This is a genomic window from Halosimplex halophilum (genome assembly GCF_004698125.1).
GTDB classification, from domain to species: Archaea; Halobacteriota; Halobacteria; order Halobacteriales; family Haloarculaceae; genus Halosimplex; species Halosimplex halophilum.
This window is the reverse complement of record NZ_ML214297.1, coordinates 531,645-555,886: the sequence shown is the minus strand read 5'-3', so window position 1 is coordinate 555,886 and position 24,242 is coordinate 531,645. Positions and strand designations below refer to the sequence as shown.

The 24,242-nt window shown below is 70.8% G+C and carries 26 protein-coding genes; 13 read left to right on the top strand and 13 right to left on the bottom strand.

What is annotated here, in order from left to right; genetic code table 11:
• The first annotated feature begins 102 nt into the window (after positions 1 to 102).
• Positions 103 to 879: a YihY/virulence factor BrkB family protein gene (locus tag E3328_RS02890; RefSeq protein ID WP_135363118.1), complete on the top strand. Its 777-nt coding sequence runs from the start codon at positions 103 to 105 to the stop codon at positions 877 to 879.
• A gap of 6 nt (positions 880 to 885) precedes the next feature.
• Here the strand turns inward: E3328_RS02890 and rad50 are convergent, their stop codons facing one another.
• The 3 genes from rad50 to E3328_RS02875 form a co-directional block, all read right to left on the bottom strand.
• The gene (gene rad50 / locus E3328_RS02885) at positions 886 to 3,585 is read right to left on the bottom strand and encodes a DNA double-strand break repair ATPase Rad50 (protein ID WP_135363117.1); all 2,700 of its coding nucleotides are present in this window, start codon (positions 3,583 to 3,585) and stop codon (positions 886 to 888) included.
• Positions 3,582 to 4,955 carry a DNA double-strand break repair protein Mre11 gene (mre11, locus tag E3328_RS02880; RefSeq protein WP_135363116.1) on the bottom strand — a complete coding sequence of 458 codons (1,374 nt, stop codon included), beginning with the start codon at positions 4,953 to 4,955 and terminating at the stop codon, positions 3,582 to 3,584. The genes rad50 and mre11 overlap by 4 nt, the downstream gene beginning before the upstream one ends.
• Positions 4,956 to 5,118: 163 nt before the next feature.
• Positions 5,119 to 5,385, bottom strand: a complete 267-nt coding sequence (locus tag E3328_RS02875; protein ID WP_135363115.1) for a MarR family transcriptional regulator — start codon at positions 5,383 to 5,385, stop codon at positions 5,119 to 5,121.
• Between the two features lie 248 nt (positions 5,386 to 5,633).
• Between E3328_RS02875 and pan1 the strand changes: the two genes are divergently transcribed.
• Both pan1 and E3328_RS02865 read left to right on the top strand, forming a co-directional pair.
• Entirely contained in the window at positions 5,634 to 6,845 is a 1,212-nt protein-coding gene (gene pan1 / locus E3328_RS02870; RefSeq protein WP_135363114.1) for a proteasome-activating nucleotidase Pan1, read from the top strand.
• Positions 6,846 to 6,945: 100 nt separating this feature from the next.
• Complete coding sequence (locus E3328_RS02865) at positions 6,946 to 7,413, top strand: hypothetical protein (protein WP_135363113.1); 468 nt, start codon at positions 6,946 to 6,948, stop codon at positions 7,411 to 7,413.
• 39 nt (positions 7,414 to 7,452) lie between these two features.
• Here E3328_RS02865 and E3328_RS02860 read toward each other — a convergent pair whose 3' ends face one another.
• A complete protein-coding gene (locus tag E3328_RS02860; protein ID WP_135363112.1) occupies positions 7,453 to 8,154 on the bottom strand; it encodes a metallophosphoesterase in 702 nt (233 codons plus the stop codon).
• A 111-nt stretch (positions 8,155 to 8,265) separates the two neighbouring features.
• Positions 8,266 to 8,880, bottom strand: a complete 615-nt coding sequence (locus E3328_RS02855) for a GNAT family N-acetyltransferase (RefSeq protein WP_167837279.1) — start codon at positions 8,878 to 8,880, stop codon at positions 8,266 to 8,268.
• Between the two features lie 121 nt (positions 8,881 to 9,001).
• On the opposite strand from E3328_RS02855, the gene E3328_RS21720 reads away from it, so the two are divergent.
• The 3 genes from E3328_RS21720 (at position 9,002) to E3328_RS02845 (ending at position 11,113) form a co-directional block, all read left to right on the top strand.
• The gene (locus E3328_RS21720) at positions 9,002 to 9,157 is read left to right on the top strand and encodes a hypothetical protein (RefSeq protein WP_167837278.1); all 156 of its coding nucleotides are present in this window, start codon (positions 9,002 to 9,004) and stop codon (positions 9,155 to 9,157) included.
• Positions 9,158 to 9,277: 120 nt separating this feature from the next.
• Positions 9,278 to 10,441 (top strand): thiolase family protein, encoded by a 1,164-nt coding sequence (locus E3328_RS02850; protein WP_135363111.1) that lies wholly within the window; start codon positions 9,278 to 9,280, stop codon positions 10,439 to 10,441.
• A 255-nt stretch (positions 10,442 to 10,696) separates the two neighbouring features.
• Complete coding sequence (locus E3328_RS02845) at positions 10,697 to 11,113, top strand: DoxX family membrane protein (protein WP_135363110.1); 417 nt, start codon at positions 10,697 to 10,699, stop codon at positions 11,111 to 11,113.
• A gap of 104 nt (positions 11,114 to 11,217) precedes the next feature.
• Here E3328_RS02845 and E3328_RS02840 read toward each other — a convergent pair whose 3' ends face one another.
• Positions 11,218 to 11,865 carry a DUF6517 family protein gene (locus E3328_RS02840; RefSeq protein ID WP_135363109.1) on the bottom strand — a complete coding sequence of 216 codons (648 nt, stop codon included), beginning with the start codon at positions 11,863 to 11,865 and terminating at the stop codon, positions 11,218 to 11,220.
• A 192-nt stretch (positions 11,866 to 12,057) separates the two neighbouring features.
• Here E3328_RS02840 and E3328_RS02835 point away from each other — a divergent pair, with 192 nt between their 5' ends.
• The gene (locus E3328_RS02835; RefSeq protein WP_135363108.1) at positions 12,058 to 13,179 is read left to right on the top strand and encodes a pyridoxal phosphate-dependent aminotransferase; all 1,122 of its coding nucleotides are present in this window, start codon (positions 12,058 to 12,060) and stop codon (positions 13,177 to 13,179) included.
• Positions 13,180 to 13,263: 84 nt separating this feature from the next.
• Here E3328_RS02835 and E3328_RS02830 read toward each other — a convergent pair whose 3' ends face one another.
• A complete protein-coding gene (locus E3328_RS02830) occupies positions 13,264 to 14,583 on the bottom strand; it encodes an MFS transporter (RefSeq protein ID WP_135363107.1) in 1,320 nt (439 codons plus the stop codon).
• A gap of 124 nt (positions 14,584 to 14,707) precedes the next feature.
• Here E3328_RS02830 and E3328_RS02825 point away from each other — a divergent pair, with 124 nt between their 5' ends.
• Entirely contained in the window at positions 14,708 to 15,079 is a 372-nt protein-coding gene (locus E3328_RS02825) for a hypothetical protein (protein WP_135363106.1), read from the top strand.
• A 46-nt stretch (positions 15,080 to 15,125) separates the two neighbouring features.
• Here the strand turns inward: E3328_RS02825 and E3328_RS22830 are convergent, their stop codons facing one another.
• Positions 15,126 to 15,683, bottom strand: coding sequence for a lycopene cyclase domain-containing protein (locus tag E3328_RS22830; protein WP_135363105.1), 558 nt, complete (start codon positions 15,681 to 15,683; stop codon positions 15,126 to 15,128).
• A gap of 394 nt (positions 15,684 to 16,077) precedes the next feature.
• Between E3328_RS22830 and E3328_RS02815 the strand changes: the two genes are divergently transcribed.
• Complete coding sequence (locus tag E3328_RS02815; RefSeq protein ID WP_135363104.1) at positions 16,078 to 16,656, top strand: DUF7090 family protein; 579 nt, start codon at positions 16,078 to 16,080, stop codon at positions 16,654 to 16,656.
• A 59-nt stretch (positions 16,657 to 16,715) separates the two neighbouring features.
• On the opposite strand, the gene E3328_RS02810 is transcribed toward E3328_RS02815, so the two are convergent.
• Together E3328_RS02810 and E3328_RS02805 are read right to left on the bottom strand one after the other, a co-directional pair.
• Entirely contained in the window at positions 16,716 to 17,984 is a 1,269-nt protein-coding gene (locus tag E3328_RS02810) for an outer membrane protein assembly factor BamB family protein (protein WP_135363103.1), read from the bottom strand.
• Between the two features lie 51 nt (positions 17,985 to 18,035).
• Positions 18,036 to 19,484, bottom strand: coding sequence for an aryl-sulfate sulfotransferase (locus E3328_RS02805; RefSeq protein WP_135363102.1), 1,449 nt, complete (start codon positions 19,482 to 19,484; stop codon positions 18,036 to 18,038).
• Positions 19,485 to 19,785: 301 nt separating this feature from the next.
• Here E3328_RS02805 and E3328_RS21715 point away from each other — a divergent pair, with 301 nt between their 5' ends.
• Positions 19,786 to 19,944 carry a DUF7563 family protein gene (locus E3328_RS21715; protein WP_006883194.1) on the top strand — a complete coding sequence of 53 codons (159 nt, stop codon included), beginning with the start codon at positions 19,786 to 19,788 and terminating at the stop codon, positions 19,942 to 19,944.
• 202 nt (positions 19,945 to 20,146) lie between these two features.
• Here E3328_RS21715 and glmM read toward each other — a convergent pair whose 3' ends face one another.
• Together glmM and E3328_RS22680 are read right to left on the bottom strand one after the other, a co-directional pair.
• Positions 20,147 to 21,460: a phosphoglucosamine mutase gene (gene glmM / locus E3328_RS02800; protein WP_135363101.1), complete on the bottom strand. Its 1,314-nt coding sequence runs from the start codon at positions 21,458 to 21,460 to the stop codon at positions 20,147 to 20,149.
• Between the two features lie 143 nt (positions 21,461 to 21,603).
• On the bottom strand, positions 21,604 to 21,732 hold the full coding sequence (locus E3328_RS22680; RefSeq protein WP_281275752.1) for a hypothetical protein: 129 nt from the start codon (positions 21,730 to 21,732) through the stop codon (positions 21,604 to 21,606).
• A gap of 246 nt (positions 21,733 to 21,978) precedes the next feature.
• Here E3328_RS22680 and E3328_RS21710 point away from each other — a divergent pair, with 246 nt between their 5' ends.
• On the top strand, positions 21,979 to 22,155 hold the full coding sequence (locus tag E3328_RS21710; RefSeq protein WP_167837277.1) for a DUF7501 family protein: 177 nt from the start codon (positions 21,979 to 21,981) through the stop codon (positions 22,153 to 22,155).
• Positions 22,156 to 22,247: 92 nt separating this feature from the next.
• Positions 22,248 to 22,928 (top strand): ribose-5-phosphate isomerase RpiA, encoded by a 681-nt coding sequence (gene rpiA, locus E3328_RS02795; protein ID WP_135363100.1) that lies wholly within the window; start codon positions 22,248 to 22,250, stop codon positions 22,926 to 22,928.
• A 31-nt stretch (positions 22,929 to 22,959) separates the two neighbouring features.
• On the opposite strand, the gene E3328_RS02790 is transcribed toward rpiA, so the two are convergent.
• Positions 22,960 to 23,127: a DUF1931 family protein gene (locus tag E3328_RS02790; protein WP_006883199.1), complete on the bottom strand. Its 168-nt coding sequence runs from the start codon at positions 23,125 to 23,127 to the stop codon at positions 22,960 to 22,962.
• A gap of 297 nt (positions 23,128 to 23,424) precedes the next feature.
• Here E3328_RS02790 and larB point away from each other — a divergent pair, with 297 nt between their 5' ends.
• On the top strand, positions 23,425 to 24,195 hold the full coding sequence (gene larB / locus E3328_RS02785) for a nickel pincer cofactor biosynthesis protein LarB (RefSeq protein WP_135363099.1): 771 nt from the start codon (positions 23,425 to 23,427) through the stop codon (positions 24,193 to 24,195).
• Positions 24,196 to 24,242: the final 47 nt, after the last annotated feature.

Genomic DNA, 24,242 nt, shown 5'->3' with positions numbered 1-24,242 from the left:
CCGAACCCGGACGCGGGGTTCGCCGTCCGTTCGCCTCGCGAGCCGCGCGACCCTTTCCTGCGCCAGCCCCGCTTTCAACCGCTCGCGGCCGGTACCTGCTGTATGTCGACCGTCCGCTCCGTCGTCGCCCTCGCCCGCGACCGCAACCTCACCTTTCTGGCGGCCGGGATCACCTACTACGCGTTCGTGTCGATCATCCCCATACTGCTGCTCGCCGTCGTCGTCGCGTCGGTCGTCGGCGGCGAGGCCCTGGTCGACCGCGTGGTGGCGATGGCCGACCAGCAGCTCTCCTCGTCGGGCGCCGAGAGCCTGACCCAGGCGCTCACGGCCTCCACCGGCCGCGGCGCCGCCTCCGTCGTCGGGTTCGTCACGCTGACCTGGAGCGCCCTGAAACTGTTCCGCGGCCTCGACCAGGCGTTCGACGAGGTCTACACCGACGACGTGGAGGCCTCGCTGCTCGACCAGATCCGCGACGCCCTCGTCACGGTCGTCGGCATCGGGCTCGCCATCGGACTCGTCGTCGCCGTCGGCGTCGCCCTCTCGCTGCTCCCGCTGGAGATCCCGCTCGTCAACGTCTTCGGGACTCTCGTCCTGGTCGCCGCCCTCGCGCTCGCCTTCCTGCCGATATACTACGTGCTCCCGCCGGTCGAGGTGTCCGTCTCGGAGGTGCTCCCCGGCGCGGTCGTCGCCGCCGTCGGCTGGGTGCTCCTCCAGGTCGGGTTCCGGCTCTACGCGTCGAACGCCGGCCGCTACGCCGCCTACGGGGCGATCGGCGCCGTCCTCGTGTTCGTCACCTGGCTGTACTTCGCCAGCATCGTCGTCCTGCTGGGCGCGGCGGTCAACGCCGTCCGCCGCGGGCGGCCGGTCGAAACCGCGTAGCCGCCTTCAGTCGTCGGCCTCGACGGCCTCGGCGAGGCGGTCCTCGGGCCGCTCCCGCCGAACCGACGAGCGGTTGGTCGTCGAGTCCTTCTCGACGCGGACCAGGTCGTCGGCCGCGCCGACGAGTTCGTCGTCGTGGCTGACGACGAGGATCTGCTCGACGCCGTACTCCCGCATCGCCTCGACGAGTTCCACGAGCTGGGAGACGTGGCCCGAGTCGAGGAAGACGGTTGGCTCGTCGAGGATGAGCGGCGGCATCGGCGCGGCGCCCTCGATGCCCTCCGCGAGCAGCCGGTAGATAGCGCAGCGGAGGCTGAGGTTGAACAGCGCGCGCTCGCCGCCCGACAGCTGCTCGGGGTCGAGCGGCTCGCCGTCCTTCTGGTAGACGGTGAGTTCGTACTCCCCGGAGAGCTCGATGCGGGCGTAGGAGTCGTTCTGGTAGACCAGGTCGAAGATCTCGTTGAGCATCGCCTCCAGGCTCTCGACGTTGCGCTGGCGGAGTTCGGCGCGCAGGTCGCCGTACATCCGCTGGAGCTGCTCGGCCTCCTCGTACAGCGAGTCGAGCCGCTCGACCCGTTCGGCGAGTTCCTCCCGGCGCTCGCGTAGCGATTCGAGCTCTTCGATTTCGTTCTCGACCCCGCCGATCGCGCTCTGGAGGTCGTCGCGGCGCTCGCGCAGCTCCTCCAGCTTCGCGTCCGCCTTCTCGATGTAGTCGACGGCGTTGTCGTGTTGCTCGCGGGCCTGCTCGATCCGGTCGTCGTCGAACTCCTCCTGCAGCTCCGAGCGCCGTTCCCGCTTCTCGGCGAGCCGCTCGCGGCGCTCGTCGTTGGTCTCTTCGAGCTGCTCGCGCCGCTCGCGTAGCCCCTCGATGGCGTCGGTCGCGTCGGCGATCCCGTCGAGCAGTTCGTCGACCCGCTCCAGGCGCTCGCGGCGCTCGCGGATCTCGCCGCGCTCGGCGTTGATCTCGCCGACCCGCTCGCGACACTCCTCGGCATCGGCCTCGTGTTCTTCGGCGGCCGCCCGTTTCTCCTCGACCTCCGATTCGAGGTCGTCGGTCTCCTCGCGGAGCCGCTCGGCCTGTTCGACCTTCTCTTCGAGGGCGTCCTCGCGCTGGTCGACCAGCTGCTCGACGTTCGAGCGGTTCGTCCGGCACTCACGGACCTCCGATTCGACCTCGACGAGCTCCTCGGCGCGCTCCAGGCGGTCTTCGAGGTCGTCGCGGCGCTCGCGGGCCGCTTCGAGGCCGGCCTCCAGTTCGGCGAGGCGCTCGCGGTCGTCGTCGATGGACTCGACGTGGGGGGACCCGTCCACGTCCTGGCCGCACTCGGGACACTTCCCCTCGTCCAGCAGTTCCTCGGCCTCCTCGATCCGGTCGCGCTGGTTCGACACGTCGGATTCGAGGCTGGCGACCCGCTCGCGGGCCTCGCTCAGCTCGTCGGCGACCTCCGCGCGGAACGATTCGGCCTCCCCGAACGCGACGGGCGCGTCGTCGAATTCGGACTGCAGGGACTCGATGCGTTCGCCCAGCTCGTCGATCTTCTCGCGGCGGTCCGCGAGTTCCTCGCGCGTCTCGGCCACCTCCGATTCGAGGTCGTCGGCCTGCTCGCGCTTGGCCTCGGCCTGCGATCCGAGGTCGTCGGCCGTCTCACGGAGGTTCTCCGCCTGCGTGCTGTGCTGGGACACGTCGGCGGTGACCTCCTGCAGCGTCTCCTGTAGCTCGTCGTCGCGCTCGGCGAGGTCGTCGAGCAGCGAGTCGACGGCCGCGGGGTCGGGCGGGTCGTCGGCGCTCCCCGCCAGTTCCGTCTCGGGGAGCAGGTCGCCGAGTTCCTCGCGGCGGGTCTCCCGACGCTCCCGGTGGTCGGCGATCTCCTCGGCCAGCTCCTCCCGGTCGCGCTCGGTGTCGGAGATCGCCTCGCGCAGCTCCTCAATGTCCGACTCGACCTCGTCGAGTTCCTCGCGTTTCTCCTCGTAGCTGTCGAGGACTTCCTGGGCCTGGTCGCGCGTCTCGATGGCCTTCTCGCGCTGGTCCTCGAAGCGCTCGATGTCGGACGTGACCGATTCGAGGTCCGTCCGGAGGTCGTTGAGCCGGGCGTGCAGATCCTCGTCCTCCTTGGCCTCGATCTGGTCGTCGAGCTGGGAGAGCGAGCCGCGCTTGTCCCGGCGGACGCGGTCGACGCCGACGCGGGCGTCGCTGGCGCGCTCGCGGTACTCCTCCAGTTTGCCCAGCTGGAGCAGCGAGTCGAGCATGTCCTGGCGCTCGGCCGGCGAGGCGTTGATGAGCTTGTTCACCTCGCCCTGCCGGACGTACGCGCAGTTGACGAACGCCTCGGCGTCCATCCGCAACAGTTCCTCGACGTAGCCGCGCACGTCGCGGGCGCCCTCGACGGTGCCGTCGGGGCCTTCGAGCACGCACTTGGCCGTCTGGGCCTGCTCGCCGGTCGCGCGGACGCGCCGCTCGATGTGGTACGACTCGCCGCCGTGGGCGAACCAGAGTTCGACCTCCGCGTCGTCGGCGCCGATGGTGACCACCTCGTCGAGGGTGTTGTCCAGCGCCTTCGCGCCGTACAGCGCGAAGAAGCAGGCCTCCAGCAGCGAGGACTTGCCGCTGCCGTTGAGCCCGTGGATGACCGTCACGCCGCGGTCGAGGCGCACGTCCGCGTCGTCGTAGCACTTGAAGTTCGAGAGCCTGACGCGCTCGAACCTCACTGGAATTCACCCCACGTCGCCTGGCCGTCCCCGTCCTCCGCGGGGGCTCCGTCTTCCGCGGGGGCCCCGTCCTCCCGGGCGTCCGGGTCGGTCTCGGTTTCCGCTTCGCCGCCGGCGTCGCCGGACTCCTCTGCGGGGTCGCCGCCGTCGGCCGCCGCGCTCGCCGCGACCGTCTCGTCGTCGGCCGCTGGGGAAGCGGGTTCTCCGTCGCCGTCGCCTTCCGCCGGTTCGGACTCGTCCTCCCGCTCCTCGGGGTCGACCGACTCGAAGGCCGCGGGGTCGCCGTCCTCGACGAGGTCGGCGACCCGGTCTTCGACCACGTCGTCGACGTTGGAGTCGGCGACCTTGCTGGCGCGGACGGTCTCGTCGAGCGACCGGGCCGCCTCGCTGAGGCCGAGTTCGCGGACCCGCTCGCGGACGGCGTCGTCGGGGTCGGCGAACGACACCTCCCGCTCGCTCTCCTCGGCCGTCTCGCGGCGGTCGGTGACGCGGGCGACCAGCGCCCCGCGGTCGAGGGCGAACTCCTCGACGGCGGCCGGCGTGACCGGCTCGCCCTCGCCGTCGATGGTCACGACGACGACCGCGTCCTCCAGGTCGTACTCGCCGACGCGCTGGCGGACGCGCTCGACGCCCTCGCCCTCGCCGAGGTCGAGGTCGACGAAGACGAACTCCCGGGTGTCCAGCCCGCGGCGGCGCACGTCCACCTCGCCGTCGAACTCGACGACGTTGTACCCCCGCTCCTCGCGCTCGGCGGCGCTGGTGCGCTCGGTCGACCCGCAGTAGGTGACCCAGGTGTCGTCGACCTGTGCGGTCTCGGCGTGGTGGTTGTCCCCCAGCAGGAGCGCGTCGAACTCGACCTCGGTCGTCTCGAACAGCTCGCGGGGGTCCCACTCGCCGAAGTCGAACGGCTCGAACAGGCCGTGCGTGACCAGGGCGGCGTGGTCGGAGTCGTGCGATTCGAGGTCCAGTTCGAAGCCCTCCCGCTTCGAGCGCGGGACGAAGTCGAGTCCGTAGAAGGCGGTCGAGCCCAGTTCGACCGGCTCGGGGCCCAGCCGGGTGGCGAGCCCGAGCGACTCGAAGAGATCGAGCCACTGGCCCTCGCGTTTGGCCTCGTGGTTGCCGACGACGGCGAGGAACGGGACGCCGGCGTCGTCGAGGGTCCGCAGGACCGAGAGGGTGCCCATGATGTCGTCGAGGGTCGGGCGCCGGTCGTGAAAGAGGTCGCCGGCGTGGACGACCGCGTCGACGTCGTCGGCGGCGGCGTCGTCGGCCACCTGCCGGAACGCGTCCAGATAGTCCCGCTTGCGCTCCGGCCGGTGGTACTGCCGGTAGCCGAGGTGGGTGTCCCCGGTGTGTATCACGCGCGTCATCTACGGCGGGGTACGAAACCCCGGCCTAAAGAGGTGTCGCGAGCGCGGTGAAAGTACTCCCGTCGGGTACGGTCGACCTACCACGCGGTCCGGCGAATCCGGCCGACGGAGCGGCGAGAAAACGGGGAAGGGCGGGGAGGGCGGCGGTGGTCGGGGAGCGGGACTACTCGATATCGAGCGTGTAGATGCGCTTGCGGGCGTCGGCGAAGGAGAACCGGGAGCTGACGACGTCGACGTCTTCGAGCCGGTTCAGCGCGTAGCGGACGGTCCGCGGGGGCAGCAGCGTCTCCTCGGCGAGCTGACTCTGGGTCAGCGCGTCGTTGTACTCCAGGGTCTTTGCCACCAGTTTCGCGCTCGGGGGCAGGTCGCGAACGGCGTCCCAGCCCTCTTCGGCCGCCGATTCCGCCTCCGCAGTCTCGGACGTGCTCATCGTGACTGTCGCTTTCGGATACAGACTAATAATATTTCCCGTTTCGAATAATTACCTCCGAGAATCTATCGGCAAGAACCGCGCGGCCGGTGCCGGTCAGCCGGGGCCGGTCCGACTGCGCTAACATATCACACGACGATACCGGGAGAATCGGGGGACAGCGCCGGACGTTCGGGATATCCCTCCGATCGGCAAGTGACCGGACCGACCCGAAACCTCTTATTATCCCATCCGCTAGCAGAGGTGTAATGACCGACACCGTGGACGAGGTGGACCTGCCGTACGACGACGACGCCTCCCAGCAGGAGAAGATCGAGGCCCTGGAGGAGCGCCTCGAGGTGCTCGAATCGCAAAACGAGGAGATGCGGGACAAGCTGCTGGACGCCAACGCCGAGAACAACAAGTACCAGCAGAAGCTGGAGCGGCTGACCCACGAGAACAAGAAGCTCAAGCAGTCGCCGCTGTTCGTCGCCACGGTGCAGGAGCTGACCGACGACGGCGTCATCATCAAACAGCACGGCAACAACCAGGAGGCCATCACCGAGGTCACCGAGGAGATGCGCGACGACCTCGAACCCGACTCCCGTGTCGCCGTCAACAACTCCCTGTCGATCGTCAAGAGCCTCGAAGACGAGACGGACGTGCGGGCCCGCGTCATGGAGGTCGAGGAGTCCCCGGACGTGACCTACCAGGACATCGGCGGCATCGAGGACCAGCTCGAGGAGGTCCGCGAGACCGTCGAGATGCCGCTGCAGAACCCCGACATGTTCGAGGAGGTCGGCATCGACCCGCCGAGCGGCGTCCTCCTGCACGGCCCGCCGGGCACCGGCAAGACGATGCTCGCCAAGGCCGTCGCCAACCAGACGGACGCGACGTTCATCAAGATGGCCGGCTCCGAGCTCGTCCACAAGTTCATCGGCGAGGGCGCCAAGCTCGTCCGCGACCTCTTCGAACTGGCCCGCCAGCACGAGCCCAGCGTGCTGTTCATCGACGAGATCGACGCCATCGCGGCCAAGCGAACCGACTCGAAGACCTCCGGCGACGCCGAGGTCCAGCGCACGATGATGCAGCTCCTCTCCGAGATGGACGGCTTCGAGGAGCGCGGCGAGGTCCGCATCATCGCCGCGACCAACCGCTTCGACATGCTGGATCGGGCCATCCTCCGCCCGGGCCGGTTCGACCGCCTGATCGAGGTGCCCAAGCCCGACGTGGAGGGCCGCGAGCAGATCTTCAGGATCCACACCCGTAGCATGAACCTCGACGACGACCTGGACTTCGCGGAGCTGGCCGATCTGACCGGCGAGGCGTCGGGCGCCGACGTGAAGGCCGTCTGCACCGAGGCCGGGATGTTCGCCATCCGCGACGACCGCACCGAGGTCCGCATGCAGGACTTCCTCGACGCCTGGGACAAGATCCAGGCCGAGGACGAGGACGAGGACGTCTCGCGCACCTTCGCGTAGACCGACCAGTCCACCTCTCCCCCGTTTTCCGACCCGACAGCGACGGGACCACCGCGCCTCGACCGCAACACACTTCTGTCGGGTGGCTGTCACCTCGAACGTGCCCTCCAGACGCGACGTGCTCGGTTCGGTCGCGGGGTCGGCGGCGCTGTCGGGAACCGCCGGCTGTCTCTCGACCGGCCCGAGCGATCCGATACTCGGCTGCGTGAGCGTGACCAACGACGCCGCACAGGCCCGGACCGTCCACGTCATCGTCGAGCGCGCGGACGAACTCGTTGCGTGGGACACGCTCGAACTGGCCGGGCACGACGAGTCGGGCGTCGCTCGGAAGTGGATCGAGCGGACGTGGCCGGCCGAGCCGGCGCCGTTCCTCATCAGGGCGCGCGTCGAGGGCCGCGACGGCTGGGAGCAGGTCGATTCCGAGGGACTGGCGAACGGGAACTACATCCACTACGACCTCGAAGTCGGCGAGGAGTCGACGATATTCTGGAAGAACTCGGTCCCGGACCCGAACGAGCAATGCGCGGGGACGCCGGTCGCAACCGGGACGCCCGAAACTACCGATTGAGACGGGTCCGACGAGCGTCCGGGATAGCAGGCGGCTCGGTCACAGCATCCGCGAGAACTGTCCGAGCGGCGGGAACCGCAGCGTCTCCTCGCTCTCCGCGTCGAACACCACGGGTCGGTACTGCGAGACGCCGGTGACGACGGGGGACAGCTCCGGCCGGGCGGTCCCGACCCGACCGTTGACCGAGACGCCCTCGACGAGGCGGTTGAACGAGGGGACGACGAGCACGTCCGAGCGGCGGTAGGCGCCGTCGCCGACGAGGAAACAGGGTCGTTTTTGCCCCTCGATCTCGATTGCCGGGTGGTCGTGGCCGACGACGTAGGCGTCGGCGGGCGTATCGGGTTCCTCGTGGCCGTGAGTCACCACGACGGTCTCGTCGCCGTCGGTGTCGAGTTCGTACTCGTCGTGGAGCTCGCCCGAGTACGCCGCGTCGAGCATCGTGTCGTGGTTGCCCTCGACGACGACGAGGCGCGCGCCCGCCTCGCGGACCGCCCGCCGAACCCCCGACAGCGCCGCCTCGGCCGAGTCGGGCACGTAGTCGAACGAGTGGAACACGTCGCCCGCGAAGACGACCTCCTCGGGGTCGAAGCGGTCCAGCAACTCCTCCAGGCGCCCGACGCAGTCCTCGCCGGCGCCGATGGGGAACTCGACGGTCGAAGCCTCGCCCTTCCCGAAGTGGGTGTCCGCGAGGACGAGCGTCCCGTCGAGGTAGACCGCCCGGTCGCGGTACTCGGGGTCCATCGCTCGCCTCTCGGCGCCCGGCCGACAAATGCCTGACGCACCGCCGAAGTCGCCGAGGTCGCCGAGTCGCGATCGCTCTCGCGGTTGCCTACTACTCCCTCTCGCGGCCCATTATTCGCCGTCGTCGGTCGCCGCCCGGTACTCCGCGGCGGTGACGGTGAACCGGTGTACGTCGGCGACGGAGCCGTCCTGGTTCACCTCGAAGTTCCGGAGCAGGCCCTCGTGGTGGCCGCCGTGGGCCTCGACGTACCGGGAGACCGCTGTCCGGGACTTCTCGTTGCCCGCGTGGACGCAGACGACGACGGCGTCGAGGTCGAGCCGGTCGAACGCGACCCCCATGAGCGCCGCCGCGCGCTCGCCGGAGTAGCCCCGGCCCCAGAAGCGCTTGCGGAACCAGACGCCGAACGTCGCCGTCTTCCGGTCCCAGTCGACGCTGATGCCCGAGAGACCGGCGAGCTCCCCGGCGCCGTCCTCGCCGGGTTTCGGCCGGACCACGTAGGTCGCGCCCTCGTCGTTCTCGCGCTCGTCGGTCACGAGTTCGAGGAACTCCGCGGTCTCTCTGGGCGTCTCGTGGGGGTCCCACGTGACGTACTCGGTCACCTCGTCGACGTGCGGTGCGCCCTCGCGGACGTGTTCGTACAGGTCCAGCGGGTCGACGGTCTCCGTCGTCGCCGCTTCGAGGACGAGCCGCTCGGTCTCGACGCGCTCGGGGAACAGATCGGACATACTCCGATGGGGCCCGGCCAGCGGAAAAGCGCTTGCCCCCGTTCGGGACGGAGTCCCACGGTCCGGCAGTCCCGTGGTCGGTTCTCGGGTATTTATCCGCCCGCCGGCCGGAACAGGGGATATGTCCGACGACCTGTACGCGGCAGTCGAGGAGTTCCTCGAGAAGACCGACGCAGCGCTCTCCGAGTACGACGACGGCTACGCCGACGCCGACGCGACCCTCCGGGTCGTCCGGACCCATCTGTCCGACCTGCGCGAGGCCGCCGAGGAGGAGTGACTGGCGGCGTTCGGCCGCTTCTCGACCGCGACTCCTGTTCTCGAAGCGTCTCGCCCGTTGACGGCGGTTCCGGTCACTCCGGGGAAACACCGATGACGGAGCCGCGCGAACTGTTGACACATGACAGACGTAGTGATAGTCGACGGATCGCGGACCGCCCACGGCGCGATGCTCGGGTCGCTGTCGGACGTGCGCGCGCCGGAGCTGGGCGCGACGGTGCTGGAGGACCTGGTCGACCGCTCCGGCGTCGACGCCGGGGATATCGACTGGGTCGGGCTGGGCAACGCCGTCCAGGCGGGCGTCGGACAGGTCCCCGCGCGGCAGGCGGTCACGCGGGCGGGGCTCCCCGATGACACGCCGGCGACGACCGTCAACGAGGCGTCCGGGTCGGGACTGCGCGCCATCACGCTCGCCGCGGACCGCATCGCGGCCGGTCGGGTCGACATCGCCGTCGGCGGCGGGATGGAGTCGATGTCGAACGCGCCGTACCTCCTCCGGGAGCTGCGCGAGGGCCGTCGTCACGGCAACACCGAGCTGGTCGACTCGATGATCTTCGACGCGCTGTGGGACGTGGGCTACGACGCCCACATGGGCGAACTCACCGAGCGGCTGGCCGAGGCTCACGACATCACCCGCGAGGCCCAGGACCGCTACGCGCTGCGGAGCAACCGCCGCGCGGCCGAGTCGATCGAGGAGGGCCGCTTCGACGAGGAACTCGTCCCGGTCGAGGTCGACGACCGGCTCGTCACCACCGACGAGGGGCCGCGGGCCGACACCTCGCTGGACCGGCTCAGGGGGCTGCCCGCGGCGTTCCGCGAGGACGGAACCATCACGCCGGGCAACGCCTCGAAGCTGGCGGACGGGGCCGGCGGCGTCGTCCTCGCCAGCGCGGAGGCCGCCGAGGAACACGGGCTCGGGCCGATGGTCCACGTCGAGGACTACGCCGTCGCCTACCGCGACCCCGCGGAGTTCTCCCAGGCCGTCGGCGACGCCATCGAGAAGCTACTGGCGCGAAACGACCTGGCCGTCGACGACGTGGACCACTACGAGGTCAACGAGGCGTTCGCCGCCCAGACGGTCTACGTGCGGGACAGGCTCGGGATCCCGGAGGAGCGGCTGAACCCGCTCGGCGGCGCGGTGGCGCTGGGCCACCCCATCGGCGCCAGCGGCGGGATCCTGGCGACGACGACCGCCCACGCGATGGTTCGGGAGGACCACGATCTCGGAGTTGTGGGGATGAGCGTCGGCGGCGGCGGTGCGGTGATGGTGTTGCTATCGCGGTAGGGCGGTTGTGTGAGACCGCCGGCGCCGACGGGAGTGAGCGTCGGCGGCGGCGGTGCGGTGATGGTGTTGCTATCGCGGTAGGGCGGTTGTGTGAGACCGCCGGCGCCGACGGGAGTGAGCGTCGGCGGCGGCGGTGCGGTGATGGTGTTGCTGTCGCGGTAGGGTGGTCGCGGTAAGGCGGTCGCGGTAAAGTGGTCGCAGGAACCCGCCGGCGCCGCCGGTGCCCATTAGTCGACGCGTCCCTATCGCCCGGGTATGTCACGGACGACAGCGGCTCGACTCGCCGACTACACGCCGGCACCGCTGTCGGTCGCCCGCGTCGGCCTCGGCGCGATGGTGTTGCTCGCCGGCGTCCACAAACTGCTCGCGCCGGGCGTGTGGGCGGCGTACGTCACCGGCTGGCTGGCGCCGTGGCTGGTCGTCTCGCCGGTGACGTTCATGCTCGTCAACGGCGTCCTGGAGGTGGGGTTCGGCGCGGCGATCGTCGCCGACAGGGCGACCGCTTTCGCCGCCGGCGTCGCGGCCGTCTCGCTGTCGGCCACGACGGCCTACCTCGCCGTCGCCGCGGTCGTCGAGGGCGGCTTCTTCGTCGACGTGCTCGTCCGGGACGTGGGGCTGTCGGCGCTCGCGTGGACGGTCCTGTTCGACGCGCTCCGGCGGTCCGGACGGTGAGCACACGGCGAGCCCGGACGGCCGCTCCGGATCCCGGCGACCGTCACGGCGCTGTCGCTCGTGCAGGACTGCTGGGGGCGGGAAAACGGGAGGCGGCCAGTCGGTCAGTCCTCGCCGTCGTGTTCGAGGCCCTCGGTGAGGGTGACGACGTTCTCGGCCTCGCCGTCGAGTCGCTGGGGGTAGATGCCGACGGCGACGACGTAGTCGCCCTCGTGTCTGAACTTCGCGGCGTGGACGTACACGTCGACCTCGCTCCCGGAGAGCGTCGCGGTCCCCTCGAACTGTTCGAGGGTGCGCTGGCTCCCGAGCGCGCGCACGCTGCGGTTCTCGACGTGGTCGCCCACGCTCAGGCCCTCGTACTGGGACTCGAACTGCCGGAGCACCTCGCGGGTGGACATGTCGGAGATGGGGTTGAACGTCCGGGTGGCCACCTCCACCTCCGGGCTGGCGAAGGTGACGAACACGGCCGCCCGCTGGGAGCCCAGCGGGCCGAGGTCGACCGCCCGCTCGTAGCGCGCCTGCCGGTTGGTCACCTCGACCTGCCGGGTCTGGCCGGCGGCGCTGAAGTTGCGCGTGACCGTCGCGTTCGTGACGGCCCGCTCCTCGTAGCCCGTCTCCGAGAGCGCGGCGTCGCTCGCGGTCGCCGGCGAGGCGCTGAACGCCAGCGCGCTCTGGCCGGTGATGAACCCACAGCCCGCCGTCACCGTCAGGACGAGGACCGCCAGCGTCGGGAGTGTCTGCCGTGTGTGCATACGCCGCTCGTTGCGACAGAACGCGGATAAACCTGCTGATACCCGGAATTCCGGTTTCCGCGTGGGAATGTTTCGATGGTTGATCGGTTCTCCGCGGTGCGCCGGTCGCCGGTGGCGGCGGCCGCGCGCCCACCGGCGGCCGCGACGGCGGGACCCTCAACAGTTATCGGGGAGCGCGCCCGCCGTGGGAGTATGACGGAGTTCTCTCGACGCGTCGAGCAGGTGTCGATCAGCGGCATTCGCGAGGTCTTCGAGGCCGCCGGCGAGGACGCGATCAACCTCGGCCTGGGCCAGCCGGACTTCCCGACGCCCGAGCACGCCCGCGAGGGCGCCATCGAGGCCATCCGCGCGGGGGAGGCCGACGAGTACACCTCCAACAAGGGCACCGAGTCGCTGCGGGAAGCCATCGCGGGCCGCTACGCCGAGGACCGCGGCATCGACGTGGACCCGAATGACGTCATCGCCACCGCCGGCGGGAGCGAGGCGCTGCACATCGCGCTGGAGGCCCACGTCGACCCCGGCGAGGAAGTGGTCTTCCCCGACCCCGGGTTCGTCTCCTACGAGGCGCTGACGCACATCGCCGGCGGCGAGCCGAAGCCGGTCCCGCTGCGCGACGACCTGACGATGGCTCCCGAAACGGTCGAGGAGGCGATCACCGACGACACCGCCGCCTTCGTCGTCAACAGTCCCGCCAACCCCACCGGCGCAGTCCAGTCGCCCGAGGACATGCGCGAGTTCGCCCGGATCGCCGACGAGCACGACGTGCTCTGCATCTCCGACGAGGTCTACGAGCACATCGTCTTCGAGGGCGAGCACCGCTCGCCGCTGGAGTTCGCCGAGACGGACAACGTCGTCGCCGTGAGCGCTTGCTCGAAGACCTACTCGATGACGGGCTGGCGGCTGGGCTGGGTCACCGGCTCGAACCGCCGGATCGAACGGATGCTGCGCGTCCACCAGTACGGCCAGGCCTGCGCGACCGCCGCCGCCCAGCACGCCGGCGAGGCCGCGCTGACCGGCCCGCAGGACCCCGTCGACGAGATGGTCGAGGCCTTCGAACAGCGCCGCGACGTGCTGCTCGACGGCCTCGCGGACATCGGGCTGGAGTGTCCGACGCCGAAGGGCGCGTTCTACGCGATGCCCAAAGTACCGGAGGGGTTCGTCGACGAGGTGATCGACCGCGGGGTCGTCGTCGTCCCCGGCGACGCCTTCGGCGAGCACGGCGAGGGCTACGCCCGCATCTCCTACGCCGTCAACGTCGAGACGCTGAAGGAGGCCCTGGAGGTCATGGACGACGCCTACGACGCGGTGGCCTGATTCATACGGATTATTGCAAGCGTTTCCCGGGTCAACCGCACGACTGCATGCGGTCGATCCCGGAATGACTTGCAATAATCCGTATCAGTTCGGCGCGCCGCCGTCGGTTTCCTCGTCGTCACCTGCGGCCGCCGCGTCCTCGTCGGGGAACGGCGAGCCCAGGAGGACGAGCGGGACGGCCGTCACGACCAGCAACGCGCCGAGCGCGCCGTAGGCGGCGACCGGCCCGCGAGCGCCCGCCGCGACGCCGGCGAGGACGACGAACGGCGTCCGCGCGAGGCCGACGACCATCGAGACGGCCGACAGCACCGTCGCCCGTCCGACGCTCTCGACCCGGTCGTTGACGTGGCCCTCGACCATCGGGCGGAGCAGGTAGTGGACCGCACGGAGCAGGTAGAACGTCGCGAACGCCGCCAGCGGGACCGCGAGCGGGACCAGCGTCGCGGCGACGAGGACGACCGCGGCCCCCGCGAGGACGCGCGAGAGGCCGAACCGCGCCTCGATCGGCCCCGCGTAGTAGCTGACGACGCCCGCGACGAGGGCGAAACTCGCGTACAGCGGTCCCAGTCCGGTCGCCGCCGACACCGGAACATCGACCGGGAGCGATGCGGTCCCGACCGTCCCCACGACGCCGCCGACGACCGGGAGCGCTGCGAAGTCGACCCCCTCGACGACCGCGACGGCGATCGGCTGGACGTACTGGTTGCCGGCGCCGACGGCGCCGAAGACGAGCGCGGCGAAGGCGACGAACGACCGCAGCGGCGGGCGGGCGAGGCGGTCGCGCAGCAGCGGGAGCGCGTCGCGGACCGACGGGCCGGCCGTCTCGCCGGCCTCGAACTGCTCCGTGCGGGGGAGCGTGGCGACCACGCCCGCACCGACGAGCATGAGCGCGCCCGCCGCGAGGAACGGCGCCCGGGGGTCGGCCCCGTAGAGGACGGCGCCGACGACGGTCGTCACCGCGGAACTCCAGCGGGCGATCGACTGGCCGCGGCCGCGGACGGTCGTGAACTGTTCCTCGCCGACGGTCGATTCGAGCACCTCGTAGAGCCAGGCGCCGCCCGTCCCAGACGACAGGGCGACCCCGGCCCCCCAGAGCACGTAGACGACGAGGTAGGAGGCGAACGAATCCACGAGGAGGAACCCGAGCAGCGAGGCGGCCATCGCGATCTTGCTCGCGACGAGCGTGTCCCGGCGGCCAGCGCGGTCGCCGACGTACCCGGTCGGGATCTCGCCACCGACCAGCACCAGCGAGTAGACCGCGCTCAGCGTCCCGTACTGCGGGTACGTCAGATCGCGGAGGACGAACAGCGCGAAGACCGGGGAGACGAACCCGACCGCCGCCAGCGCCTGGAAGAGGTAGTAGCGGCGGATCAGCGCCCGCGGGTCCGACAGGTCGACGCGCACGGTCGGTCCGTCGGACGGCGCGGACTTGACGTTTCCCTGAACGCCGTTGAAGTAACCGGTCTGACACTCGGGCCGACATTCGCCTGCGGAACGTAGAAACGTCTCGCGGCCCTACCTCCGGGCGATGGACCAACTGGCGCCGTCGAACGTGCCGACCTACGAGACCAAGGCGGAGGGGCGGTCGCTGTGGGACCGCTGCGCCGACCGCGGGCTCCCCGTCGTCGCCGTCCGCGAAGGCGAGCGCGGCTACGTGGTCCGCTACGACCTCCAGCACCTCGACGGCCAGCTCTCCGAGCGGGCGCTCAGGCGGCTCCGCGAGCACGTCCGCTCGCTGCGCTCCTACTCCGTCCGCGTCGACCCCGACTCCCAGACGGAGGGGGTCGGCGGCGAGACGGGCCACGTCGCCGGCGAACTCCACGCCGAGACGGAGGACGACGCCCGGCGGCTCGCCTCCCACGTCTCGGCGTTCGTCTTCGACGACGACAACCTCGTCTGAGCGGCGGGTCTCGGTCTCCGTCGAAGCGCCCCGACGGTCCGCCCCGTCACTCCGACCGGTCGTGGAGCGTCTCGTGGATCCCCAGCACCAGCGCCGGGACGACGAGCATGAACAGGTGTTCCTCGACCGGGATCCCGACGAACTCGACGCCGGTCCGCAGCGGGATGGCGAACACCCCGACCGCCAGCGTGTACCAGTCCCAGACGTACGCCAGCGGGTAGACGACGGCGACGGTCACGGCCGCGCGCCGTAGCGCCGCCCGGCCCGCGCGGACGAGCAGCCCCAGCGCGAGCGACCCGAACACGAGTTCGGTCGCGAGGTAGGTGTACGGACCGAGGACGCCGATGTCGGGCAGCGGAACGCCGGCCAGCGGTTCGACGGCGACGGCCGCGACGAGCGCGGCCAGTCCAGCGGCGAGCCCCGATGCCAGGCGCCGCTCCGCCCGCGCGACCGGCCCCGTGGCGACCCCCAGCGCCGTCCCGAACAAGACCACCGCGGCGACGCCCCCGCTCGGGGGCACGACTCCCGCGACCGCCGCCCAGAGCACGGCGACGCCGAGGCCGAAGGCGAGGGCGACGAACCCCTTCGCGCGACCGCTGTCCATACCGTCACGTGCGGCGCCACGCACATGAGAACCGGGTCTTCGCTGGGGGCGTTCGGTTCGATGTGCAAGTCGATTCGCTCCTGGCGTCGCTCATCCACCGTCGGAGCACGCTCCGGCGAGCCTTCGTTCACACAGTTCACGAAGACCTCGCGCGGCTATTTCGAGCGGCCCGCCAGGCGGCGGGCACGCTCGACAGCGCACGCCGACCGCACCGCGACCGCTCACCGCAACCGCTACCGCCCGTACTGGACAGTCAACATCTCCGGCACTGACCGTTTTCGCTCGTGTCTCTCGTCCCGGCGCCCACAGAGAACGCAGCGACCGGGAAACCACGGGCGGCAGACCGATGGGGCGGAAGGCCAATCTTAAGGCGGTTCCGGCCGCTCCCGTGTACATGGATTACCAGCTCGCCATCGAGTCGGCGCCGGACACGGTACCCGGCGGGACGGGCATCCTCCTGCTGCATCCGAGCACGGGCGAGACCGACCGCATCGACACGGAGTTTCTGAGCACGGACACCGACGAGATGCTGGTCATCTCGACGCGGACCACCGCCCGCGAGGTGCGCCAGAAGCTCGAACACTACGAGGTCGACGAGGAGCGGGCGACGATCCTCGACGCGCTGTCGGTCGAGCGGGGCTACACCCGCCGCCAGTCCGAGAACGTCAAGTACGTCTCCGCGCCGGACGACCTCGAGGGGATCGTCGAGGAGACGCGCGCCTTCCTCGAATCGACCGAGGGCAAGCGCCGGGTCAGTCTCGACTCGGTGACGGAGATGGTGTACTACTCCGACGCCGAGCGGGCCGCCGAGGCCGTCGACGCCATCCTCGAACTCCTGGACGAGCACGACGCCGTCGGCCTGTTCCATCTCGCGAAGGGCGTCCACGACGACGCGGAACTGGAGGACTTCCGCGCGCGGTTCGACGGCGTGGTCGACCTCTCCGAGGACGGCTCCGTCGACGCCGACTTCTGAGGCGGGCGCCACTGCGTACCGCTCTGCCGCGGTTTCGGACCGTGCTCCGGGCCCGGTCCTCAGCCGGCTCCGAAGCGGTGGAGCGTCCCGTACTCGGTCACGACGAAGACGGACCCGGCGGCGACGGTTCCGCCGGTCGGCTCCGCGTCGAGGGCCCGCCGCGACCGCTCGGTCCCGTCGTCGGTCGCGAAGGTCGCGAGCACCCACGAGTCCTCGTTCGCCACGAGACCGGCCGCGAAGACCGTGTCGCCGGCGCACGCGAGCACGTTCCGCCCGCCGACGGGGGCGGCCCACCGCCGATCGCCGGAGGGCGCGTCGAACGCGGCGACCCGTTCGTGCGTCCCCCCGACGACCACGTCATCGGTGACGGCGACCGAGTCCGCGCTGTCGATGGTTTCCTCGCTGTGGGCCGTCCACACCGTTTCGCCGCCGTCCGCGTCGAGCGCGGTGATGCCGGCCTCGGTGGCCGCGTAGACGGTCCCGTCGCTGACCGCGAGGTCCCGGACCGGCGCGCCCGGGTAGACCCACTCGACCGCTCCCGCGTCCGGATCGAGCGCCAGGACCCACCCGAGGTTCGGGTAGTCGCTGTTCGACCCGTTCGCGCCGACGTACGCGCGACCGTCGGCCACCGCGACGCACCGGACCGCGGTACCCGGATCCGAGAGCGCGAGTCGAACGCCGAGCTCGCCCGATCGGGCGTCCACCGCGAGGACGGCCGGGTCGAACTCGTGGCCGGTGAAGACGGTGTCGCCCGCGATCACCGGGGACGCCGACACCGAGGCCGAGAGCGTCCGGCGCCATCTGCGCTCGCTGTCGGAGAGGCCCACCGCGCCGAGGTACGAGCCGGTCCCGTCGTTCTCCCAGGGGGCGAACCCGGCCCCGTCGCCGATCGCGGGCGTCACGTGGCTGACGTCGTCGTACGTCGCGGACCACCGCTCGGCGCCGTCCGCCGGGTCGAACGCGGACAGCGCCGCGTCGTGGTGGGTGGTCACCACGAGGAGCGTCCCGTCGGCGACGACCGGCGCCGTCGGGCCGTTCTGACCGGTCGACTCCGACCACGTCCGTTCGAGCGGGACCCCCTCGGGCGCGTTCTCGACCGGCGCCGCCGCGGTCCCGGCGGCGTCGTAGCCGGCCATCGGCCACGAGCCCGGTGCCGGGCGCTCGTCGGGGTCGGCGGTCACGTCGGCCGGGCCGTCCTCGACGGTCCATTCGAGCGGCTCCCGCGTCCGCGTTGGAGGGGCGTCCGGGGACCCGAAGTCCGTCACGCAACCGCCGACCAGTGCGCTTCCGAGGACACAGAGGGCGCAGCGCCGTCCGATCTCCGTCACGGCGGATTACGTTCGGCGCGTCGACAAATACTTTCCGGGGGTCCGGCGCGGTCAGTCGTCCGAGCGGGTCGAGTCGGCGCCGTCCGAGGGGCGCAGGCGCTCGTAGCCGGCGCGGAGGCGGCCGCCGATCCAGCGGCGGTGGTAGACCGCCTCGGCGCCGGTCCAGCCGAGGGTGACGACGGCGGCGCCGAGGAAGGCGACGAACGCCCACGGGTCCATCCAGACGGGGCGGACCCAGGGGGCGACGTGGGCCCACCGCTCGGCGAACGAGTCGACCTGTCCCGAGATGGGCGTGCCCGCGAACGTGTTGCGGAGCCACGAGGCGAAGGTGGCCCGTTCGGTCGCGCCGGGGGTGAGCGCGGCGCTACCGTTCAGGGCGTAGGCGCCCTCGGCGTCCTGGTCGGCGATGGTGGGGCCGCCGGGTTCGTCGCCGAGATGCATTCGCTCGGCCTCGTAGGTGCCCCAGGGGGCGTAGTACTCCCAGACCACTTCGCCCTCGGGGGTGACCTCCATGACGCGGTGGTTGAGCGAGTCGGTGACGAGCGTGTTGCCGTTGGGGAGGCGGTCGGCGTCGCGGGGCCAGTTCAGGTTGCCGTCGACCCCGAGGTTCCAGGTGCGCTCCCAGGTGGCGTTGCGACCCTCGCCGCCCGCGTACTCGTACTCGACGACGCGGTCGTTCTCGCTGTCGGCGACGACGACGGTCGGGGTCCCGTCCTCGCTCTCGATGTAGTTGGGGTTGTGCTGCTCGTAGATGACGCTGTGGTCGCCGGGGGCGCCGAGCGACAGCTCGACCTCCTTGGTCGAGCGGTTGATCACGACCACCTCGTCCATGTTGCGCGGCGAGGCCATGTACCGGCCCTCGCCGATCTTGTCCACGTCGTTGACGTGGGTCCAGTCGCCGGTGTAGCTGCCGCCGTCCCCGCGGTCGTAGATGCGCTCGAAGCGGTACTCCCACTCCGTCTCGCCGGTCGTCCGGTTGTAGACGAAGATGCGGTCGTTGTTCGTCCCGGTCGTCTCGTTGTAGTTGCGCATGTTGGCGATCAGCAGCTGATCGCCGTTGATCAGGTCCACGTCGTGGGTGTCGTGGATGTCGAGCCGCTCCGTCCAGACGCGGCTGTTCGTGTCGGGGTCGTACTTGAAGACGGTCGTGCCGTCGGTGCGGGCGCCGACGACCAGCAGCGTGCCGTCGTCCAGCGGGTCCACGTCGTAGAACCACGTCACGTCCTCCTTGGGCTCGTAGTTCCACTCGAGGTCGCCCTCGGGACCGACGCCGACGAGCCGCGCGGGCTTCTTGGAGCTGTTCTGTCCGCGGCCCTTGAACCCCTGGACGGCGATGACGGTTGTGCCGTTGGCGGCCTCGTCGATGGCGCCCTTCTGGAGTTCGACGGGTTCGTGCGTGAGCGCCGAGACGCCCGACGGCACGAGCAGTGCCGCGACGAGGGCGACCACGCAGAGACGGGCGGCCAGCGGGCGCGTGAGTTCGAGTGAATCCCAGTCCATTCGGAGACCTCCGGAACTACCGTCCGGTTGTCCGGTTCCAGCCGTCTCTCGGTAATAACCGTACCGCTCTGGCGCAGTGGTGCCCGGCCGCCGCTCCGACCGAAGCACCGAACGCCGTTCCCAACCGCCGCCCGACCGTTCTAAAGAAAGTCGAACCCGTTCTCGATGTCCGGACCGACCTCTACACCAGGACCGCCCTCGGGAATCGGTGCTGACGCCGTCACGCCCGGGTTCGACGGGGTGTGAGTGCTACTACCAAATCACCAACCATTAAGGTCCAGTACCCGAAGGGATGTACTGTATGCCGGAATGCCAGAACTGCGGTTCCTTCGTGACGGCGGACTACGCACGGGTGTTCACGCCCAACGGGGTCGAGTCGCCGCGCGTCTGTCCTCAGTGTGAGGACAAGATCCGCGACGGGGCCGACGTCCGCGAGGCGCGCTCGACCCGTCGCGGCTAGGGTCCTGAATCGTCGTGAACTATCGGGGGGAGGCGGCCTGGCGGGTTCGGGGGGACCCGCCCGGGACGCTGCCAGGACGCTTCTCCTGTTCCGTTCTCCGCCGAGCGAACTCCCGCCGAGCCACCGCTCCAGCCGTCGGCCGGGCCCGCGTTCCGACGGCTGGGTCCCACGTTCCGACGGCTCACGCGCCGACGGCTGGGTTCTACGCCCCGACGGCGTCGTCCAGCAGGTCCCGCGCTTCGGCGAAGACGGCCTCGGCGCGGTCGGCGTCGCGGGCCTCGGCGGTGATCCGGACCAGGGGCTGGGTGCCGCTGGCCCGCAGGAGGAACCAGGCGTCGCCCAGGTCGACGCGGACGCCGTCCAGCGTCGTCACGTCGCCGTACTCCGCGAGGACCCGCTCGGTCACCCGCTCCATGACGGCGCCCTTCTCGGCGGTCTCGACGGAGTCCCGGCGGATCGGGTAGGTCTCGACCTCGGCGAGGCGGTCGGCCAGCGGGCGCTCGGCGGCGAGCGCGGCGACCTTGCACGCGGCGAGCGGGCCGTCCGGGCAGAGCGTCTCCCCCGGCCAGATCCAGGCGCCGCTGGGCTCGCCGCCGAAGGCGACGCCGCCCTCGCCCGCCCGTTCGGCGACGTACACGTCGCCCACCTGCGTACGCTCGACGGACACGTCGACTTCGGCGAGGTGGTCGTCGACGGCCAGACTGGTGTCGACGGGCGCGGCGACGCGCTGGCCCGGGCTCGCCGCCTCGCGGGCCAGCAGCGCGAGGGTCACGTCGCCCGAGAGATACGTACCGTCGGCGGCGACACAGCGCATCCGGTCGGCGTCGCCGTCGTGGGCGATCCCCAGGTCCGCGTCCGTCTCCGCCACGAGGGCGGCGAGCGACTCGCAGTTCTCGGCGGTCGGTTCGCTGGGCCGACCGGGGAAGGACCCGTCGGGCTGGGCGTTGAGCGTCTCGACCTCGCAACCGAGCCGCTGGAGCGCGTCGACGGTGACGCCCCCCGCGCCGTTGCCCACGTCGACGACGACCGACAGCGGTTCCGGCACGTCGACCGCGTCGACCAGGGCGTCGACGTGGCGGCCGTCGGCGGTGTCGCGGTCGACCCGGTCGCCGAGTTCGTCCCACGCCGCGAGGTCGGCGGCGTCCTCGCGGAGTCGGCGCTCGACCTCCGCGCGCAGGTCGGCGTCGTAGGCCTGCCCGGAGGGCTGCCAGAGCTTGATACCGTTGTCGGGCGCGGGGTTGTGCGAGGCGGTGACCGCGACGCCGGCGTCGGCGTCCTCGCGGGCGACGCTCCGGGCGACCGTGGGCGTCGCGGCGAGGCCGAGGTCGACGACGTCGACGCCGGATTCGCGGAGACCGGCACTCAGCGCGTCCGTCAGGAGCCGCCCGCTCTCGCGGGCGTCGCGGCCGACGACGACGCGGTCGGCGCCGACGCCGACGGCCCGCCCGACCGAGAGGGCTAGCTCCGCGGTCACGTCCTCACCGACCGGTCCCCGGATGCCGCTGGTTCCGAACATGCTCGACGCGACGGCGGGTCGGACCAAAAAACTCGGCCGTCGGCGCGGTCGCTGGGCGGCCGGTCGGCGGAAAAGGGGTGGATGCCTGACAGTGTCCAGTGACTCGCCGCGCGAGCGGGTGGCCGTACTGCTCGTCCCGGGCGTCAGTCGGCGCCGTGGCGCGGCGCGTGGCCGCAGTCGCTGCACTCCCAGGACTGGTGTTCGAACGTGATCTCGCCGTCGCAGTCGGGACACCGATACGCCCCGACGGCCGTGTGCTGCTGCGTTGCCATTACCGGAGTCCAGATCGTTCTCCGGTTTAAGCGTTCCTATTATTCCGACTTGAGAATATAAGGCCGTACGTCGCGGACTGTGTGACCGCTTCGCGGGAGTATTGTGAATCGTTCACGAGGTTCTGGGACTCGGATCCGAGATAATCTCTCGGAGACTACGTAAATAATAGGGTGTTTAATTATCAACCTGTGTGCCTATATTATTTCCCGGTAAAACTTATGTCCGGGGACGGGGTCGATCCGGGTATGGCAGCGACAGACTCCTGGAACGACCCCGAGCGGTGTCCGTTCTGCGGCGAACGACTCGCGTCGCCGGGCGCGGGCTTCGTCGACCACACGGCCGAGCGCCCCGAGTGCGAGGCGAAGTTCGAGACGTGGCGCGACCGGGTCGGTGGCGACCTCCGCGGCGGCTGGAGCGGCTGACCGTCGTCGCCGGCCGGGAGAGCAGTGGGAGGACCGACCGCCGGCCGTTCGCGGTCGGTAGCGTTTTTCGGCCCCCCGGCGATGGGTGGGGTATGAACCAGAGCGAGCGCGAGGCGGCCAAGCGCCGCGCGGGCGAGCGCGCGGCCGAAGCGGTCGAAGACGGCACCGTCGTCGGACTCGGGAGCGGCAGCACCGCGGCCCACGCCGTCCGGGCGCTCGGCCGCGAGGTCGACGCCGGGCTCGACATCGAGGGCGTCCCCACGTCGTTCCAGGCCAGGGAGATCGCCGTCGACGAGGGGATCCCGCTGACGACGCTCGACGAGAGCGACGTCGACCTGGCGATCGACGGCGCCGACCAGATCGCGGGCGCCGACCTCGTGAAGGGCGGGGGCGGCGCCCACGCCCGCGAGAAGGTGGTCGACGCCGCCGCCGACCGGCTGCTCGTCGTCGTCGACCCCACCAAGGAGGTCGACGTGCTCGACGACCCGGTGCCCGTCGAAGTGCTACCGGACGCCCGCTCGCCAGTCGCCGACGCCGTCCGCCGGCTCGGCGGCCGGCCGGAACTCAGGCGGGCCGACCGCAAGAGCGGCCCCGTCGTCTCGGACAACGGCAACCTGATCCTCGACTGCGAGTTCGGCGCGATGCCCGACCCCGCCGGGCTGGCGGCGGACCTGTCGGCGCTGCCGGGCGTCGTGGAGCACGGGCTGTTCGTCGACTTCGCCGACGAGGTCTACGTCGGGACGGAGACTGACGTAACCGTCTTCGAGCCCTGACGCCGATAAAAATACGCTGTTCCCGTCGACCTTACAGGTCGCGCGGCTGGACCGTCTTCCGGTCGTTGGCCTCGGCGCGTCGCTGCGCCTCGTCGAGCAGCTCCTCGACTTCCTCGTCGAGGGCGTCGTAAAAGTCGCGGGAGACGTTCATGTCTTCGAGCGCTTCCTTGACCGAGTTCTTGACAATGAGGTCTGCCATACAAGTCGCTTGAACAAATGGATGGTTTATAAACTTTCCCAATTAGACGCAGTCTCGCCGGCTTTGTCGGGGGTCTGAGCGCCGCTCCGGCGCGGTCGCGCCCTCCGAACGACGAGGGTTTAAGTATCTTTTGGGGCGACCGCGGCCGAGACGGGCGGAAACTGGGCCGTTCGAAGGTGTGGGACCGCTCGCGCGCGCTCCGGCGCGGCTGAGACTGTGGCGGGACGGTGTTCGGGGAACCCGCCGGTCACGGCCGGAGAGGGGGACGGTCAAGTGGATCGAACGCAGATGGGGGGTATGCGCGAACTACTCGAGGCGGTCGCGGCGGGCGAGCTCTCGCCGGCCGAGGCCGAGGCGGAGCTCGCGGGCTACGCCACCGGCGAGGCCGGGCGGTTCGACGCCGCCCGGACGACCCGGAGCGGCGTCCCCGAAGCGGTGCTCGCGGACGGCAAGACGCCGGCGGAGGTGGCGGCACTGGCCTCGACCTCCGTCGAGACGACCGGCAGGACGATCGTGACCCGCGCGGACGAGGCGGTCACCGAGGCCGTCGAAGACGTACTGGGTGCCGACCACCCCGAGGCGACGGTCGAGGCGGACGGCCGGTCGGGCGTCGTCGTCGCGACGACCCCGGAGTTCGAGCGACCGGACCTGGACGCGGCCGTCGGGGTCGTGACGGCCGGGACTTCCGACGCCGTCCCCGCGGGAGAGGCCGCCGCCATCGCCCGCGAGATGGGCGCCACCGTCGAACGCGTCGACGACGTGGGCGTCGCCTCGCTCGCGCGCGTGGTGGACTCGCTGGAGACCCTGCGCGAACAGGACGTGCTCGTCGTCGCCGCCGGTCGCGAGGGCGCACTGCCGACCGTGCTGGCCGGGCTGGTCGACGTGCCGATCATCGGGCTCCCCGTCTCGACGGGCTACGGCCACGCCGGGGAGGGCGAGGCCGCGCTCTCGGGGATGATCCAGTCGTGTACCGCCCTCTCGGTCGTCAACGTCGACGCCGGGTTCACCGCCGGCGCGCAGGCGGGGCTGATCGCCCGTCGCATCGACGCCGCGCGGAGCGACGGATGACCGAGAGACGGCCGGTAAGACGGCTCTCACCCGGTTACACGGACGAC